Source organism: Peptoniphilus faecalis (assembly GCF_012976305.1).
Lineage (GTDB): Bacteria > Bacillota > Clostridia > Tissierellales > Peptoniphilaceae > Peptoniphilus_A > Peptoniphilus_A faecalis.
The window spans coordinates 141051-155647 of sequence record NZ_JABDSR010000003.1 but is presented as its reverse complement, the minus strand read 5'-3'; the positions used below and the strand labels follow the sequence as shown (position 1 = coordinate 155647).

Annotated in this window: 26 protein-coding genes and 2 tRNA genes; all 28 read right to left on the bottom strand. The window is 31.2% G+C overall.

The window, feature by feature from the left end; all coding sequences use genetic code 11:
• Nucleotides 1–42 precede the first annotated feature (42 nt).
• On the bottom strand, nucleotides 43–672 hold the full coding sequence (gene pyrE, locus HKO22_RS03240; RefSeq protein ID WP_075660269.1) for an orotate phosphoribosyltransferase: 630 nt from the start codon (nucleotides 670–672) through the stop codon (nucleotides 43–45).
• Nucleotides 669–1376 (bottom strand): orotidine-5'-phosphate decarboxylase, encoded by a 708-nt coding sequence (gene pyrF / locus HKO22_RS03235; protein WP_075660268.1) that lies wholly within the window; start codon nucleotides 1374–1376, stop codon nucleotides 669–671. Before pyrF ends, pyrE begins: the two co-directional genes overlap by 4 nt.
• 7 nt (nucleotides 1377–1383) lie before the next feature.
• Nucleotides 1384–2499, bottom strand: a complete 1116-nt coding sequence (prfB, locus tag HKO22_RS03230; RefSeq protein ID WP_169968520.1) for a peptide chain release factor 2 — start codon at nucleotides 2497–2499, stop codon at nucleotides 1384–1386.
• A gap of 163 nt (nucleotides 2500–2662) precedes the next feature.
• Nucleotides 2663–2749 (bottom strand) — tRNA-Leu (locus tag HKO22_RS03225).
• A 39-nt stretch (nucleotides 2750–2788) separates the two neighbouring features.
• Nucleotides 2789–2859, bottom strand: a tRNA-Arg gene (locus HKO22_RS03220).
• A gap of 150 nt (nucleotides 2860–3009) precedes the next feature.
• Entirely contained in the window at nucleotides 3010–3510 is a 501-nt protein-coding gene (locus HKO22_RS03215; RefSeq protein WP_169968518.1) for a hypothetical protein, read from the bottom strand.
• A complete protein-coding gene (locus HKO22_RS03210) occupies nucleotides 3494–3694 on the bottom strand; it encodes a hypothetical protein (RefSeq protein ID WP_169968516.1) in 201 nt (66 codons plus the stop codon). Before HKO22_RS03210 ends, HKO22_RS03215 begins: the two co-directional genes overlap by 17 nt.
• Nucleotides 3695–3696: 2 nt before the next feature.
• The gene (locus HKO22_RS10980; RefSeq protein WP_268935704.1) at nucleotides 3697–3831 is read right to left on the bottom strand and encodes a hypothetical protein; all 135 of its coding nucleotides are present in this window, start codon (nucleotides 3829–3831) and stop codon (nucleotides 3697–3699) included.
• A 16-nt stretch (nucleotides 3832–3847) separates the two neighbouring features.
• Nucleotides 3848–4219, bottom strand: coding sequence for a hypothetical protein (locus HKO22_RS03205; protein ID WP_169968514.1), 372 nt, complete (start codon nucleotides 4217–4219; stop codon nucleotides 3848–3850).
• A gap of 13 nt (nucleotides 4220–4232) precedes the next feature.
• Nucleotides 4233–6302, bottom strand: coding sequence for a helix-hairpin-helix domain-containing protein (locus HKO22_RS11060; protein ID WP_328818675.1), 2070 nt, complete (start codon nucleotides 6300–6302; stop codon nucleotides 4233–4235).
• A 416-nt stretch (nucleotides 6303–6718) separates the two neighbouring features.
• Complete coding sequence (locus HKO22_RS03195) at nucleotides 6719–7966, bottom strand: PHP domain-containing protein (protein WP_169968509.1); 1248 nt, start codon at nucleotides 7964–7966, stop codon at nucleotides 6719–6721.
• Nucleotides 7967–7969: 3 nt separating this feature from the next.
• Nucleotides 7970–8173 carry a hypothetical protein gene (locus tag HKO22_RS03190; protein WP_169968507.1) on the bottom strand — a complete coding sequence of 68 codons (204 nt, stop codon included), beginning with the start codon at nucleotides 8171–8173 and terminating at the stop codon, nucleotides 7970–7972.
• Nucleotides 8174–8195: 22 nt separating this feature from the next.
• Entirely contained in the window at nucleotides 8196–8510 is a 315-nt protein-coding gene (locus tag HKO22_RS03185; protein ID WP_169968505.1) for a hypothetical protein, read from the bottom strand.
• Complete coding sequence (locus HKO22_RS03180) at nucleotides 8507–8947, bottom strand: dUTP diphosphatase (protein WP_235932807.1); 441 nt, start codon at nucleotides 8945–8947, stop codon at nucleotides 8507–8509. The genes HKO22_RS03185 and HKO22_RS03180 overlap by 4 nt, the downstream gene beginning before the upstream one ends.
• Entirely contained in the window at nucleotides 8922–9209 is a 288-nt protein-coding gene (locus HKO22_RS03175; RefSeq protein ID WP_169968502.1) for a hypothetical protein, read from the bottom strand. The genes HKO22_RS03180 and HKO22_RS03175 overlap by 26 nt, the downstream gene beginning before the upstream one ends.
• The gene (locus HKO22_RS03170) at nucleotides 9190–9909 is read right to left on the bottom strand and encodes a hypothetical protein (protein ID WP_169968500.1); all 720 of its coding nucleotides are present in this window, start codon (nucleotides 9907–9909) and stop codon (nucleotides 9190–9192) included. Before HKO22_RS03170 ends, HKO22_RS03175 begins: the two co-directional genes overlap by 20 nt.
• A 90-nt stretch (nucleotides 9910–9999) precedes the next feature.
• Nucleotides 10000–10212: a hypothetical protein gene (locus HKO22_RS03165; protein WP_169968497.1), complete on the bottom strand. Its 213-nt coding sequence runs from the start codon at nucleotides 10210–10212 to the stop codon at nucleotides 10000–10002.
• 42 nt (nucleotides 10213–10254) lie between these two features.
• Nucleotides 10255–10413 (bottom strand): hypothetical protein, encoded by a 159-nt coding sequence (locus tag HKO22_RS03160; protein WP_169968495.1) that lies wholly within the window; start codon nucleotides 10411–10413, stop codon nucleotides 10255–10257.
• A gap of 14 nt (nucleotides 10414–10427) precedes the next feature.
• Nucleotides 10428–10592, bottom strand: a complete 165-nt coding sequence (locus HKO22_RS03155) for a hypothetical protein (protein ID WP_169968493.1) — start codon at nucleotides 10590–10592, stop codon at nucleotides 10428–10430.
• A 12-nt stretch (nucleotides 10593–10604) separates the two neighbouring features.
• On the bottom strand, nucleotides 10605–10988 hold the full coding sequence (locus HKO22_RS03150; protein ID WP_169968491.1) for a hypothetical protein: 384 nt from the start codon (nucleotides 10986–10988) through the stop codon (nucleotides 10605–10607).
• Nucleotides 10981–11343: a hypothetical protein gene (locus HKO22_RS03145; RefSeq protein ID WP_169968489.1), complete on the bottom strand. Its 363-nt coding sequence runs from the start codon at nucleotides 11341–11343 to the stop codon at nucleotides 10981–10983. Before HKO22_RS03145 ends, HKO22_RS03150 begins: the two co-directional genes overlap by 8 nt.
• A complete protein-coding gene (locus HKO22_RS03140) occupies nucleotides 11340–11498 on the bottom strand; it encodes a hypothetical protein (protein ID WP_169968487.1) in 159 nt (52 codons plus the stop codon). Before HKO22_RS03140 ends, HKO22_RS03145 begins: the two co-directional genes overlap by 4 nt.
• 126 nt (nucleotides 11499–11624) lie before the next feature.
• Nucleotides 11625–11819: a hypothetical protein gene (locus tag HKO22_RS03135; RefSeq protein ID WP_169968485.1), complete on the bottom strand. Its 195-nt coding sequence runs from the start codon at nucleotides 11817–11819 to the stop codon at nucleotides 11625–11627.
• Between the two features lie 125 nt (nucleotides 11820–11944).
• Nucleotides 11945–12547 (bottom strand): pentapeptide repeat-containing protein, encoded by a 603-nt coding sequence (locus tag HKO22_RS11205; protein WP_169968483.1) that lies wholly within the window; start codon nucleotides 12545–12547, stop codon nucleotides 11945–11947.
• 47 nt (nucleotides 12548–12594) lie between these two features.
• Nucleotides 12595–13104 (bottom strand): nucleoside triphosphate pyrophosphohydrolase family protein, encoded by a 510-nt coding sequence (locus HKO22_RS10800; RefSeq protein WP_235932806.1) that lies wholly within the window; start codon nucleotides 13102–13104, stop codon nucleotides 12595–12597.
• A 93-nt stretch (nucleotides 13105–13197) separates the two neighbouring features.
• Nucleotides 13198–13329, bottom strand: a complete 132-nt coding sequence (locus tag HKO22_RS10965) for a hypothetical protein (RefSeq protein ID WP_268935703.1) — start codon at nucleotides 13327–13329, stop codon at nucleotides 13198–13200.
• The gene (locus HKO22_RS03120) at nucleotides 13326–13955 is read right to left on the bottom strand and encodes a class I SAM-dependent methyltransferase (protein WP_169968481.1); all 630 of its coding nucleotides are present in this window, start codon (nucleotides 13953–13955) and stop codon (nucleotides 13326–13328) included. The genes HKO22_RS10965 and HKO22_RS03120 overlap by 4 nt, the downstream gene beginning before the upstream one ends.
• Nucleotides 13936–14583 (bottom strand): Rossmann-fold NAD(P)-binding domain-containing protein, encoded by a 648-nt coding sequence (locus HKO22_RS03115; RefSeq protein ID WP_169968480.1) that lies wholly within the window; start codon nucleotides 14581–14583, stop codon nucleotides 13936–13938. Before HKO22_RS03115 ends, HKO22_RS03120 begins: the two co-directional genes overlap by 20 nt.
• Between the last annotated feature and the right edge of the window lie 14 nt (nucleotides 14584–14597).

Below are 14597 nucleotides of genomic sequence, written 5' to 3'. Positions count from 1 at the left end.
CCCCTAAGTCAAAATTCACTTTCCCTTTACCCAAAAAATAAATTAATCATTCATCCAAGATGAATCCTGTGGATTCTCTCTAAATAATTTTAACTTTTTAATTTCACTTTCCTTAATATAGTCCATTTCGTGAGCAACTTCTATAAGTTCATCAAAATTTGTGAGAGAATCATGACTAAAACCTGAATCTTTGAAATTTTCAACAGCCTTTTTCATATTATATGTGAAAATACTTACTATTCCTAAGACATTATAACCCGCATCTTCTAGCGCCTTTGCAGCCTCAATTGATGAGCCACCAGTTGAAAATAAATCTTCAATTACAACAACTTTTGCACCTTTGATTTTAGCACCCTCAATTTTATTTTGCTTGCCATGATCCTTGTTTGAAGATCTTACAAATCCCATTGGTAGATCCATCTTATCAGCGATAATAGCAGCATGAGGAATGCCTGCAGTTGCAGTTCCCATAATATATTCTACATCAGGATATTTTTCTTTAATTAAATCTACAAGTCCATCTTCAACAACTTTTCTGTCTTCTGGATAAGAAAGTATAAGTCTATTATCGCAATAAATAGGTGACTTTATTCCAGATGCCCAAGTATATGGTCTTTCTGGTGAAAGTGTTACAGCCTTTAATTTTAATAAAATTTTTGCGATTCCTTTCATTGTTCTCCCCCTAAAAAATCTCTTCTTATTTCTTTATATTCTTTTAATGGATCTTCAGCCTTTGTAATAGGTCTTCCAACGACAATATAATCAGAGCCAAGTTCTCGTGCCTTGCTTGGAGTTACAACTCTCTTTTGGTCGTCAGTCCCTTTTACCTTTCTAATTCCAGGAGTAACAGTAATAAAATTTGCTCCTAGATTTTCTTTGATCTTAGGAACTTCAAGTGCAGAACATACTATTCCAGAAAGTTTAGCTTCCTTTGCAAGTTTTGCATAATCGAGAACAACATCTTCAAGCGATTTTTCTCTGTCAATTTTAAGTTCATTGTGCATAACCTCTTCCACAGTAGAAGTTAGCATAGTAACACCAAGAGTAATTAGCTCTGGCTTTTTACTATTAACAACTTCACTTGCTTCAGTTAACATTTTTTTGCCACCAGCAATATGAAAATTAATCATATCAACATCAAGTAAAATAAGAGAATTTGTCGCACCCTTGCAAGTATTAGGAATATCATGTATTTTTAAATCCAAAAATATTTTATGTCCCAGTCTTTTTATTTCTTTAATAATACTTGGCCCTTCCCTATAAAAAAGTTCCATTCCAACCTTTACATAAACTTTTTCATTCTTAAAATTTTTCAAAAAATCAAGAGTTACTTTACTACTTGGAAAATCAAGAGCAATAATTACATCCTTTGCCATTTTAACCTCAGCTTTCTCCTGTTGCCTTTTTTTGCAAGTAGGCATTAATAAAAATATCTAAATCTCCATCCATTACCCTTTCAACATCGCCAACATCTACATTGGTTCTGTGATCTTTTACCATTGTATAGGGTTGGAATACATAGGATCTAATTTGTGAACCCCATGCAATTTGTGAATAATTGCCTTGAAGATCTTCGATTTTTTCTTTTTTTTCTTCTTCAGCAAGAGCAATAAGTTTTGCTTTTAGCATATTCATTGCCTTTTCTCTATTTTGAATTTGACTTCGTTCATTTTGACATTGAACAACAATTCCAGTAGGAATATGTGTAATTCTAACAGCAGAATCAGTAGTATTAACATGTTGTCCACCGGCTCCCGAAGATCTATATGTGTCGATCTTTAACTCTTCTTCCTTTATCTCAACTTCAGTGTCATCATCAAGTTCCGGAAAGACATCCACAGATGAAAAAGAAGTATGCCTTCTCTTATTAGAATCAAAGGGAGAAATTCTCACAAGTCTATGCACGCCCTTTTCACCCTTCAAATATCCATAGGCATTGTCGCCAGAAATTCTAAGAGTAACAGACTTAATTCCAGCTTCGTCTTCCTTTAAAATATCGAGAGTTTCAATTTTAAATCCCTTGTTTTCAGCATATCTAGTATACATTCTAAGAAGCATGCTTGCCCAGTCTTGTGCCTCTGTACCACCTGCACCTGCATGTATAGAAAGAATAGCATTGTGAGAATCATACTCTCCATTTAATAGAGTATTGAGTTTAAAATCAGCAGTCTTCTTTTCAATCTCATCCACCATATCTTGAAAATCTGTATAAGAAGAATAATCATCTTCAATTTCCATAAGGTCAATAAGGTCTTGTGCGTCGACAATTAATTCACTTAACTCATCATATTGATCTATCTTCTTTTGATATAAATTTGTTTCGTTTATAATTTTTTGGGCACTTTCATTGTCATCCCAAAAACCTGGTTCCATTTGTTTTTTATTAAGTTCTACAACCTTTTCTTTAAGAGAATCAATTTCAAGAGATTTTCCCAAAGATTTGGTAGTCTCTTTGGAATTTTCCAGACGCTCCTTATCTAAATAGATATTTTGCTCCATAAAAATCCTCCTTTATTTTGCTTATTTTAGTATAACACAGATGTCTAAATCTCACTATTATTTTTCTATTAAGCGAAAATATTATTTTTTATTTTATATAATTATAAAAATTTGCATAAAAAAAACTACTTAACAATAGTTGAGTAAATTGTTAAGTAGACTTTGGTGCAGAAAGAGGGATTTGAACCCTCACGCGATTTCTCGCACATGCCCCTCAAACATGCCTGTCTGCCTATTCCAGCACTCCTGCAAAACAAAAAAGCTTGTAATTTAAATTACAAGTTTTTGATGGCGTATCCTAGAGGATTCGAACCCCCGACCTTCTGGTCCGTAGCCAGACGCTCTATCCAGCTGAGCTAAATGTGCATTTTTCAATGGTTAGAGGGTGTTTCCCCTCATTTCCAAAAAACTATTAAATTTTCCTTTGAAGTCCGTTGTCCCAATTTTTGTATCATTTTCGGGATTACTTTTATATAGTATATAAATTTCGTTATAATTTGTCAACTCTTTTTACAGTTTTTTGTTTATTTTTACAATATTTTTTAAAGGTACGCTATATTCAAATCTTGTAATTCTTTTACGATATGGTATTGTTATGCCTATTTCTCTTGCTTGGTCTTTGTGTATCTTTTTTTCTTTATAGTATATTTTTCTCATTTCTTCTATTGGTATGAAATATGTTTCTGGTAATACTATTTTTGTTTTAAGTTCTCTCCCTCTGTAATTCAATACAAAACCTGCAACTATATTGTTGCATTTTTGTTGTGCGTCATACAATCTGTCTATTTGATGTTGCTTTATTATTTTTTCATCTGTGGATATTTGATTTTGTTTTGTTGATTTTAATTCTAATAAAAATAAATATGGCGACTGAAATAGTATCAAGTCGCACATATTTTTTGTTGTTTGGTTAAAATTAGAACTATCTTTTATTCTATAACAAAACACATCTTCTGGTATTGAGTTTCTAAAATCTTCTTCAAATTTTTTCCCTTCATTTTTTTTGGTCATCTTTTGCGTTATCACCCCATATGTTTACAAGTCGATAATATATTCTAGCTACATTTTCTCTTTTAACTATACTTTTATTGCTACGATTGTGTATCCAATCTTCAAATACTATTAAAACGTCTGTGAGGTCGTCATATGGTAATTTTATTGTTACCATCTTTTCTTGACTGTTTTGTCCCGTCATTTTTATACCTCTTGTTCGTAAGTTGAAATAACGTTTAGTATCCCTTGTATAATATCTTCTGTAATTTGTGTAACTAATTCGTCTTTGTATACTTCGTCTGTAATTTGGTTGATTATCTTAAATTCTGGTAATATCACTTGCCTTTGCCTCCTATTAATTTTCTTCTACTTTTTTATAACTCCAATACAAAAAGCTACATGCATATTCGTATAACTCTTTTTTTACTTCCTCTTCCGTTAGATTATCATCAAGTTCTAACACGTCTTCTGTAAAATCTAAATGTGCTGTTACTTTATATTTCTTTTTTCCCTCTCGCTCTTCATTTGGTGTCATGGCATATTCAAGTATTAATTTATCTATTTGACTATTAAGTTCTTGAGACACTGTGCTGCATACATAGGGCATGTTTTTTGCCACGCTTCCTATGCGTTCTTCATCTGGATTGTGAACATCATAAAAAAAATCGCTCTCAATAGCCTTATAACCTCTCTGTTTTACTGCTTCTATAAACTCTTTTGTTTTCATTTTCATATACTCCTTATTCTCTAAAGTTTTTTATATATCTGTCATAACTCATCATGCCTGTTATTATCAACTGATTGTCTTTTTTTGTTCCACATAGGATATATCTTTTTCCTTTGTCTATTTTATATTTTAGCTTCTGCCAACTTGTAGCAAAGCATAAGGCTCTTATTTCTCCAAAGGGTGTGTCTAAGTCTAGTATTGCCATTTCTTGTCCTTTTGATTTTCCTTTTTTTATTTTCTTTTTATCGATTTTATTTACTATACAAGGTAAATCTATATACTCAAAGGTTTCTGTAAAGAAATTAACAAATTTGTCTACTTTCTGGAATAGTTCTCCAGTCAAGGTATATCCTAATATTTGGTATTCCCATATTGCATAATCTCCAATAAGAATATTTTCTTTCCAATCTTGCCACACTTCTTTTTTGTTTTCTTGGTTTAGTATTTTTAGTACTTTTTCTTTTTTGAGATTATTTTCTTTTATTTGATTATCCTTTAATTGTTTGGCTTCTGTGCCAAAAAGAGGAACTTCACTTAATGTTATTTTCCTTTCTGATAATAATTGTGCGATATGTTTTTTATTTATAGTTTTTAATTTCTTTTTCTTTTCTTGTCCTAATTCAAATCTCTTGGCAAGTAATTTTATCAATAAGTCTTTTCTCTCTCCGAGATGATCCATTGCTCCACTTTTTATTAATGGTACTAATGTTTGTTTTGAGGTTGAAATTTCTAACACTTCATCAAAGGTTGTAAATTTATGTTGGACTAATTCTTCTAATTCTTTTTTGTTGCATCCTTTTATTAAATCCAATCCATAGATTATTTCTTTGTCTTTGGATACTTTAAAGTCAAAATTGCCAATTCTTAAATCAGGATTCTTTAATTTTATGCCCATTGCTTCACATTCTTTTATGTATTCGTTTAAGGCTTCCATATCCGTTGAACCCTCTTTACGTTGATTAGTTAAAAGTGAACACATAAATTCTGTTGTGAAGTGAGCTTTAAGGTATGCGGTGATATATGTTAGCATTGTGTAAGATACTCCATGAGCTAAAGCAAAGGAATAGCTTGCACTGTCTTTTATCATGTCATAAACTGTGTCTATTGCTTTTTCGGTAAACCCATTATTCTTTGCTCTCTTTTTGAAGTCTTGCATCACTTGTTCAAATTCTTCTACTTTTTTCTTTGATGAGATTTTTCTTGCATGATCTGCTTCTCCGTCAGAGAAGTTTGCCATTATTTTTAACATTCTCATCATTTGCTCTTGATAGATTAGTTCTCCCTTTGTTGTGCTTAAAACTTCATCTACTCTTGGTTCTATGGACTCTATTTCTAGTTCGCCTTTTTTCTTCTTAATATATCTTTCTAAGGCTTTTAATGTGGCTGGTCTATAAAGTGATACTAAGTTGGTCAATTCGTCAAAGGTGTTTGGTTTTAGTTCTTTACACGCTTCTGTTATTCCTTTTGATCCCAATTGGAATACTCCTTTTGTATGACCTTTTATTAACATATCAAAGGTTTTTTCATCGTCAAAGTTCATCGTTTCTGGTTTTAATTCTATGTCTTTGCCAGTTTTTTCTTTTATAATTTTGTAGGTGTCATATATCACATCAAGTGTTGATAGTCCTAAAAAGTCCATTTTGACTAGTCCTACTTCTTCACAATTTCCCATGTCTAGTTGTGTTATTTCTTCTTCTCTTCTTGATATACTCATGCCGCAAAAATCACTCATCGTTTTATCTTTTGGTGTTATAACTACTCCTCCAGCATGAGTTGATATATTTCTTTCTAAACCCTCTAATCGCATTGAGTAATCAAATAACTTTGGATATAATTCTCTATATTGTTGTAAGTCTTTATTTGTTTCTAAGGATTCTTTTATGGAAAGTCCATCTGTTACTCCCTTTTTTATTTCTTCGACAGTTTTATATGGTATGTTTAATACTTTCCCTATGGATTGTATTGCCGATTTAGATTGTAATGTTCCAAAGGTAGCTATTTGAGCTACTTTATCGTGTCCGTACATATCTTTAATTAAATCTACTAATTTATCTTTGTCTTGTGTTGCTACATCTGTATCTATCTTTACTACCTTATATTTCTACAAGGAATAGACTATATCTTCACCATGTTTTATCGGGTATGGTGTTTCGCACTTCGAGTGGAACAATACCCACCCTACGCCCCTACGAGCTAGTCGTTACACCTTTTAAATATATGTGTTTAAAATATTCGCAATTGTTCTTTTGTTTTTTCTAGTGAAAAAGACTACATATTTGTTTTTAAATTTTATATTTTTAGTTACATTCGTTCTCAATATAAACACTTCTATTTAACTTGGCACGGGATTGTCATAGATTGCTCTTTAGAGTTTCCCCGTTAGCATGAATACTACTTTCCTGCCTATAATAAATAGCATTCACACACCCACTTTGTTATGTGGTTCACGAAAATTAACACTGACTTTTATCCCTTTTTATAGTCAGCTCGACTAATATCTTAATCTGGTAGACCCTTTTTTTCTATTGTGAGAAATCTTTCAAACAATAGATTATATTTTATTGGATCAACGTGTGTTAGTTCTAATACGTAGCATATTAACGATCCTGCTCCAGAACCTCTGGCTGTTGGAGATATGATTATTCCTTTTTTTCTTGCTGTGTGGATAATGTTATATTCTAACAAGAAATAATCTATAAATCCTTTAGCTTTTAAGACTTCAAACTCTGTTTTAATTCTATTCCAATAGAGTTCTTTTTTTTCTTTATCAAATTTGTCAAATCCTCTTTTTTTGCATCCCTTTATAATCAATTCCAGTATTTGGCTTTCTTTTGTTCTACCATTTGGTATTTCTGCGGAGGGAATATAGGATTTACCCATTTCCAACTTTACAGTGCAATCGTTTGCAACATCCTTTGTAACGTTCAAGATTGCCTCTATTTGACGTTTTTCTTCTTTTGGTATAGTTTTGTATTCACCAAAATAGTTTCCATTTAACATTTCATCATAGGATTTTAGCCAACAGTTTTCATAGGCTTCATTATCTCTATCTTGTGATATTTGAATGAATACATTGTGTAAATCAAAATCTTCTTTGTTGGTAAAGTGGCAATCCGAAGTTGCCACCATTTTTGTTTTTGTATGTTGTGCTAAACAATATATTTGATAATTTACATAATGTTGTGTTCTTGTTTGCTCGTTATCAGGTGTATTGGTCGGTTGTAATTCTAAATAAAAATCTTCAAAAGTGTCTTTATACTCTTGAATTTTATCCGTTATACTATCCACGAAATAGTTGTTTAATATCATTTGAGGCACTTGTCCACCCACACACGCTGATGTAGCAACTATGCCCTCACCAAGATTGAGCTCTCTAATGGTCTTTAAGTCAACTCTAGGTTTGTAATAGAAACCTTTAGTGTGTCCTAATGAAGATATCTTTAGTAAGTTTTTATATCCTGTGTTATTTTTCGCTAAAAGAATAACGTGATAAAAGCCTTGTTCTTTTTCTTTTATAGTCATATCTTTGGCGATATAACCCTCCATACCCAAAATAGGCTTAATGCCGTTAGCTATACACTCTTTATAGAAGTCTACGTGATTTGAGCAATAGCCATGATCTGTGATAGCTAATGCTTTTAGTCCTAATGTTTTTGCTCTTTCTACTAAAGATTTAGGAGTATTGGTGCTATCCAATAATGAACCTCGTGAAGTGTGAACATGGAGAGGTGTGTAATAGGCTTCCATGTTTTACTCCTCTTCGGCGTCATTAGCATCAATGTAAAAATACACAAATGATCCTATGGTCATTTCTATTGACCACATTATAAGTCTAAATATAACAATATCGCCAAAGAGTAAGTCTGATAGTAAAAAAGCAAAACCCGACAAAGTTGCTAAAATAGATAATGCTTTTATTAAGCAAATAAAAATTAATCTGTTGTTGTTTTCCATATATTCTCCTCCTTTTTTATATTTAATCTTGTAATTTAAACTCTAATACTTTATAGAACCCATTTTCTGTATGCCCATAATACTTATTTGCATCAGGATCTTTTTCTAGGTAGTAACGTGTTTCTCCCTTACTTGTTTCGTCTTTTTTATTAAATTTTAATGTTTTCCCATATGGAGCAACACCATCATCATAATCATCACTTGCTATAGTTATTGTTATATTCTTGATATAATCTATTGCTTCCTTTTCGCTTTTAAATAAAATATCTAAAGCACAATTGTATCCATCTTCCCATGGTTCGCCATTGTCATATTCAATTCCATAAAGTTTTTTCATTTTTCACCCGTACTTCCTATACCGCCACGATTTGCGTTCTTTAAATTATCTACAACTTGAAATTCAATTTGTGGTTGATTCTCCATAATTCTAAACTGGCATATCCTTGTTCCTTTTGGTATAGTTACCTTTCTTGTTGCTAACACTAGAAATTTCCAACAATCTGAATCTCCACGAAATAGGTTGTCTATTATAGCGATGCTATTGGCTTGTAAAATACCATATTTCATAAATGTGGAGCTTCTTGGCACAATCCACGCTTCGTATCCTTTAGGCAATTCCATTGCAATTCCTAAATCAATCATTTTAAATTGCCCTTCTCGCAATGTTACCATGTCCGTTGTTTTTAAATCTATCCAATCTCCCACTTTGATTGAGTTGAAATCTTTGTAAAGTTCTTTGTCTGTAAATTTAATTTTTATTTGTTGTTTGTTCAAGTATTTCTCCGTATTCATCTTTTAGCCTTTCTTCTGCTAACCCTTTTTCCATTAATAATAAACTTCCATCTTCGAGATAAAAAATACATATCGTATCTTTTGCACCAGCTATCATGTGATTTGTTACATCACGTGGCAATATTCTAATTGAGCCATCACCTAACACTTGTTGCTCTTTCATTTTTTCTACTGGTGTTCTAATGTCATAAGTTCTAATAAGACTTCTAATTTGAGCTTGTTTATTATATCGTGGCAAACTCATTATCTGTTACCTCTTCTACAATGGTATCTGGCAAATATAGTAAATTTTTAAGAAATGTTACATTTCTATTATGATATTTGCCTAAATAATATTTGCTATATTCTTCTATTATCGTTCCCTCAAAAACTAACTCTTTATCTATCCTTTGACTTAAATATCTTTTTTGATATATTCGGTAAGTTTTTCCAATCTCTAATGCTTTAAATGCTTTTTTATTGCTTTCTAATGCTTTTCTATAACCTTGCATGTTAATTTTTTGTAAATCAACTTCTGGACAAAGGTCATCTAAAGGTACTGTAATATCTCTTGTCATCTCTTGGTATAAATCATCAATTTTTTCCTTCCAAGTTGTTCTCATAATTGATAACTGATGATTAACGAGTTGTTCTATATAAGATTTTTCCAACCCCAATATGTTCGCTAATTGATTTATATCTAATAAGTCAATTAACTGTTTAACCCTACTAATAGTTCTGTCTGTTACAACCATAAATAGTTGATTCTCACGATTATTAACAATATTCATTATGACATCAAATTCAACATTAGATACTTTTATTGAACTAACATTAGGATTTTTGATTAATTGAGTTGTTTTACCTGAAATGTTATAATACCTTTTCATATCTTCACGACTTAAAGCAATGCGATTGAAATATTTTCTAGCTATCTTTTTATTTTCACCATCTAATGTCACCATATGTCATTTGTTACTCCTTAATTTTTTCCAACTGATTTATTATATTTTTCGTAATTTTGTAATAACCGCTTTCTTTAAAATAATAATTTGTCATTTTTCTATCTCCTTTAATTTTCTTAAAATTTCTTTATACTGTTCAATAGCGTTAAATGATAGACCATTTGTATTCATCAAAAAGTCTTCCTCGTTTATAGTCTTTATACCTCGAATATAATAACAATCTATTAAAATTGATTCTGGCTCGTCTAGTTCGTGCCACCTGAATCGGTGCAAAAATCTATCTTTGCCCTGCTTTAAATACAAAATATGCCCTTAAAATTCCTGTGGCAGTTCTCCTATTTGCTTTCAATTTTTCACCACCTGGCTAAACTTATATTTAAGCGTTTTTCCATCTTTGTAGGTTATCTTGCAATCCTCTTGCCTGTCTCTGTGCATAGCCCTATGTCTTGCAATACCTAGAGAATTAAATTCTTTGTCGCAAGTATGACAATAACAATCTTTCAATCTCATCACCCCATCTACTTTGTTGATTCATAAGGATTTATTTCAACTTCTCCCCTATACTCATAGGCTGTTAAATATCCTGTATCAACTTTTCTTTTTTCTTTAAGGAATTTCTCCGCTTTTTCTTTACTGTCGAAGTAAATTTTATTTTCTGGGTATGTGTCAAAATACTTAATCACTAAGTGTTTTTTTCATTTTGCCACCTCGATAATTCCATTATCTTTTAATTCTTTAATAAGATTAATGGTAAATTCCATACATTCTATATCATTTTTTGATAACGATAAATCTTTTCTTGTTAAGTCTTCTTCGCTAAATATAAATCCACACATGCCACCATAAGAAGTGCAATGTAGTTTGAGTTCATTAGCTTCTGGGTTGAACCCTAACCAAGTGGTATTTGAAGTTCCATAAGTTATATCATCTTTATCCCCAAAATCCTTAACAAAGCATATATGATGTGGGTGCATATTCATGTTTATCCACAAAGGATATTTATCCAACAGCACTTCACCATCTTTAAATAATTCTGGTTTGAGAACCTTGTATTTGTTTTCTCTTGTTACTTTAATCATTTTTCATACTCTCCATTTTCTCTAAGCTATTTACAAAGTAGTTTATACTATCTCTTAGTTCATCTTTTGTCATTTGATAAACAGCTTCAACCTTATATCCCTTTGTAATATTCATGCTTAACACTTCCCACTTTGATGGTAGAATTACAAACAACAAAGCTGTAACCAACGATAGTTTTGCATATTTTCTCACGCATTTAAAATAATAAGTTGCCCTATCACCATATCCATATTCAGAAGCACCCATGATTAAATAAACACACATTGTTGCTATCAATACACCTAATATGCAACAAACAATAATTTGAACTCTGCCAGCTAAAAACGATAAATAAATAATTTTATCTAATGTCATTCTTCCACCTCTATTTCTTTCACATTTATTTCTCCAATACTTGCATCGCCTAAGTGATATATAGGGTCTATTACTTTTTCAACCATTTCTTTAACATCTGCTTCAGACCAATCGTCATCTGCTTCAAATTCAAAAGATATTTTAAATTTCTTCATTCTTCTTTGCTCCATTCCCTTATCGATCTCTCTTAGTTCTTCAAGAGTGAAATAATATTCCCTAAATTGTTCTGCAATTACATTTAGTCTATAAGTTATATTTTCAACTTTTTTTAATTAATTCATTCATTCCTCTACCTCTGTTTTGTCATATAAATCTTGAAAATCTTTTGCACTAATTTTGTATCTATCTCCAGTATTGCCATCTACAAAAACTATGCTCCCGTCTTTAAATATTTCTAATCCAAAGTTAAATTCTTTTAAAAGTTGCGTTAGTGTACAAATGATTAGTATTATCTGATTTTTTCTTTTTATGTTCATTCTTTCGCCTCAACTATTTATTATTTAAATTGTGATATGAGATTCTATCAAAACTTCAAAATTATCTCTGTATAACTCACACTTTATTTCTTTCTTTTTTTTACATTTACCGCTTCCATTTGTCTTTAGTCCTCCATTTCTACTAATCTATCTTGTTCAACTTCATTTAATATAAAATCAATAACACGATAATATCTATTTCTCAAAAACTCATTATCTTTATGCGTTTCTTCAATACTTCTCTTCAGTTTGTCTAAACTACCTTGAAAACAACCAGTAGTCCAAATATCTAAATCAACCCAATAACTTATTAGATTGTTTTCTCTACTTGTATCTACTTGAACGCTTATAATTTTTTGCCCTATTATATTTTGTGTATTACACCAATTGAGTTCTACATTCGTTAAATTTGCACGTCTTAAATCTGCATTTATTAAATTTGCACATCTTAAATCTGCACCTTCTAAATCTGCACCTTCTAAATCTGCATCTTTTAAAGTTGCACATCTTAAATTTGCACGGCTTAAATCTGCATTTTCTAAATTTGCATATTTTAAATCTGCATCCACTAAATTTGTACGTTCTAAATCTGCATCTCTTAAAATTGCACATCTTAAATTTGCACGGCTTAAATTTGCACGTCTTAAATCTGCTCTTTCTCCCTTTGCATCACCATTAAGCCATAGTTCATGCTTTCTTAATATTTCTCGTAGTTTTTCTTTATCCATTGCTATCTCCTTCTTTTACAAATACTCCGTTTATTGTTTTCCCTTTTCTATCTTTGATTTTTTTCGTAAGCCCTAGCTAGGCAATTAATAGGATCTAAATTTAATTGGTCACATAGTATGATAAGTATCACAAAAATATCTCCCATTTCACATTCCATTTTTCGTCTATATTTTGTAATATCCATGTCGACATAACTGTCTGGGTAGCTATGTTTGTTGCATTGATTTATATACAAAATCCACTCATCTCTAAATTCAAAAACTTCTTCAATAAATTTCATAAATTGCTTTTCTGCGTTTTCTTCGTGTAACAAGTTTTTATTCTTTGCCCAGTCAAGGACTTTATTTCTTAGTATCTCGAAGACTTTGTCCTCGTTAACTCTGCCAACGTCTAAATTATCAAGGACTAAATCAACATTATCTTTATAATCTTCTAAACTCCTTATATTTAAAGCAAATTCGTCAGCATCTTCATTTGCATTTTTGTAGGTTACACATCTAACCTCTGCATCAGGATTTACATAAATCAATTCCATTATTAAATCTTTAACTTTCATTTTTATTCCTCCTTAAAATGGGATATCGTCATCACTTTTAACATATTCCTTTGATATGTCACTACACATTTTATTTAAAGTCTTTTGTAATTTTTACTTTGCACATCGACCATTTGATGAATAGACATTAGCATTGCTATCAAAAATTTCGTAGTTTAGCTTTATTGCTTTAAGCTTGAAATTCCTTTTTAATCGCCTATATCCTCCACCATAATATTTTTTCAATTAAACCATTTTATTGTTGGCTCGCCCTTATATCCTTTTTGCCAAACGTACCAAGCATAAGCAATAGCTCTTGATTGATATTTATCGAAATCTCCATTTTTGCAAGTTATAAGTCTGCTACTACTTACGTGCAATGTTTTTAATGGATATTTTTTATACAATTCTTTTCTTGCCTTACTTTCTAAAAATGTTAGTTTGAGAAATTGTATAAGTTTACAATTGTCATTCAATAAATTTAACATATGCTCTGTCATGGCATTTGCTTGTTTATATGGTGGATTGGTAACAATGTCAAAATCTCCATCAATAATTAGTTCATCTTTGTAATAGAGCTTTCCATTTTTATTATGATAGTTGAATATATCCCTATTCCCAATTCCATAACCTCTGTCGATTAAATCAGATGATATGACTTTATGCCCTTTAGCTTTTAATTCTTCTGCTATATGACCACCACCTACACAAGGCTCTAATACAATTGGTTTTATATCTTCAATTTCCATTAACATTTGTACTGCTTGTGGTTCTGTTGCATAATAATCGTGGATTTCTCTTTCTTCTTTAGCGTGGTTCGATGCTCCTATCGTTATAAATACACTATTGTTTTTATTGTTGTTCAATTTCATCTTCCACCTCGCAAAAAGTTAATCTATCTTCTAAAACTCTTATTGTTGGTATTGATGTTATTTTATCTGTGTCTAATAGGTCATTAGATAAGTCAATTTTCATTTCAATATCTCTCGTTAAAGCTTCGGATATTTGAAAATTTTTGTTTCCACTTGCACTAATTAAAATATCCACTTTTGTATTAGCCAACAAACTATCAATGCAAGGATAAGATGAGTTTAAATTTATTACATTTAAGCTACAATCTATTAGAGCTTTGACTAAAGGGATGCCAACAGTGGGCGACTGATTTATTACTACAACAGTTTTATTTGCAATATTACTGTTGTAATAATCATAAATAGTTTCTAAAAGTGCTTCGGCTGTTATTGTGAGGCTTCCAGTTGCTACTCCCTCAATGTCTTTTTCTGGATAGTTTGCCCTTAATTGATACATAAAATAACAATAATGCTTATAATTCATAGGTCTTAATACAATTACTTTGTCTGCATCAAATTGTATTCCGTCTATTCCCACTTTTGCATCTTTGATCTTTACATCAGGCACAGCTTTCTTTATCCCCTTTAAATAAAGATCTCTACCTTTGTCAGATATAGAGCTATCGTAAATTACTAACAAACTTGTCAAATTATCATTCCTAC

What these genes read in the sequence shown, in the direction of transcription:
- pyrE (WP_075660269.1), bottom strand. Translation starts at nt 672, where the DNA reads ATGAAAGGAATCGCAAAAATTTTATTAAAATTAAAGGCTGTAACACTT.
- pyrF (WP_075660268.1), bottom strand. Translation starts at nt 1,376, where the DNA reads ATGGCAAAGGATGTAATTATTGCTCTTGATTTTCCAAGTAGTAAAGTA.
- prfB (WP_169968520.1), bottom strand. Translation starts at nt 2,499, where the DNA reads ATGGAGCAAAATATCTATTTAGATAAGGAGCGTCTGGAAAATTCCAAA.
- HKO22_RS03215 (WP_169968518.1), bottom strand. Translation starts at nt 3,510, where the DNA reads ATGACCAAAAAAAATGAAGGGAAAAAATTTGAAGAAGATTTTAGAAAC.
- HKO22_RS03210 (WP_169968516.1), bottom strand. Translation starts at nt 3,694, where the DNA reads ATGACGGGACAAAACAGTCAAGAAAAGATGGTAACAATAAAATTACCA.
- HKO22_RS03205 (WP_169968514.1), bottom strand. Translation starts at nt 4,219, where the DNA reads ATGAAAACAAAAGAGTTTATAGAAGCAGTAAAACAGAGAGGTTATAAG.
- HKO22_RS03195 (WP_169968509.1), bottom strand. Translation starts at nt 7,966, where the DNA reads ATGGAAGCCTATTACACACCTCTCCATGTTCACACTTCACGAGGTTCA.
- HKO22_RS03190 (WP_169968507.1), bottom strand. Translation starts at nt 8,173, where the DNA reads ATGGAAAACAACAACAGATTAATTTTTATTTGCTTAATAAAAGCATTA.
- HKO22_RS03185 (WP_169968505.1), bottom strand. Translation starts at nt 8,510, where the DNA reads ATGAAAAAACTTTATGGAATTGAATATGACAATGGCGAACCATGGGAA.
- HKO22_RS03175 (WP_169968502.1), bottom strand. Translation starts at nt 9,209, where the DNA reads ATGAGTTTGCCACGATATAATAAACAAGCTCAAATTAGAAGTCTTATT.
- HKO22_RS03170 (WP_169968500.1), bottom strand. Translation starts at nt 9,909, where the DNA reads ATGGTGACATTAGATGGTGAAAATAAAAAGATAGCTAGAAAATATTTC.
- HKO22_RS03150 (WP_169968491.1), bottom strand. Translation starts at nt 10,988, where the DNA reads ATGATTAAAGTAACAAGAGAAAACAAATACAAGGTTCTCAAACCAGAA.
- HKO22_RS03145 (WP_169968489.1), bottom strand. Translation starts at nt 11,343, where the DNA reads ATGACATTAGATAAAATTATTTATTTATCGTTTTTAGCTGGCAGAGTT.
- HKO22_RS03140 (WP_169968487.1), bottom strand. Translation starts at nt 11,498, where the DNA reads ATGAAGAAATTTAAAATATCTTTTGAATTTGAAGCAGATGACGATTGG.
- HKO22_RS03135 (WP_169968485.1), bottom strand. Translation starts at nt 11,819, where the DNA reads ATGAACATAAAAAGAAAAAATCAGATAATACTAATCATTTGTACACTA.
- HKO22_RS11205 (WP_169968483.1), bottom strand. Translation starts at nt 12,547, where the DNA reads ATGGATAAAGAAAAACTACGAGAAATATTAAGAAAGCATGAACTATGG.
- HKO22_RS10800 (WP_235932806.1), bottom strand. Translation starts at nt 13,104, where the DNA reads ATGAAAGTTAAAGATTTAATAATGGAATTGATTTATGTAAATCCTGAT.
- HKO22_RS03120 (WP_169968481.1), bottom strand. Translation starts at nt 13,955, where the DNA reads ATGAAATTGAACAACAATAAAAACAATAGTGTATTTATAACGATAGGA.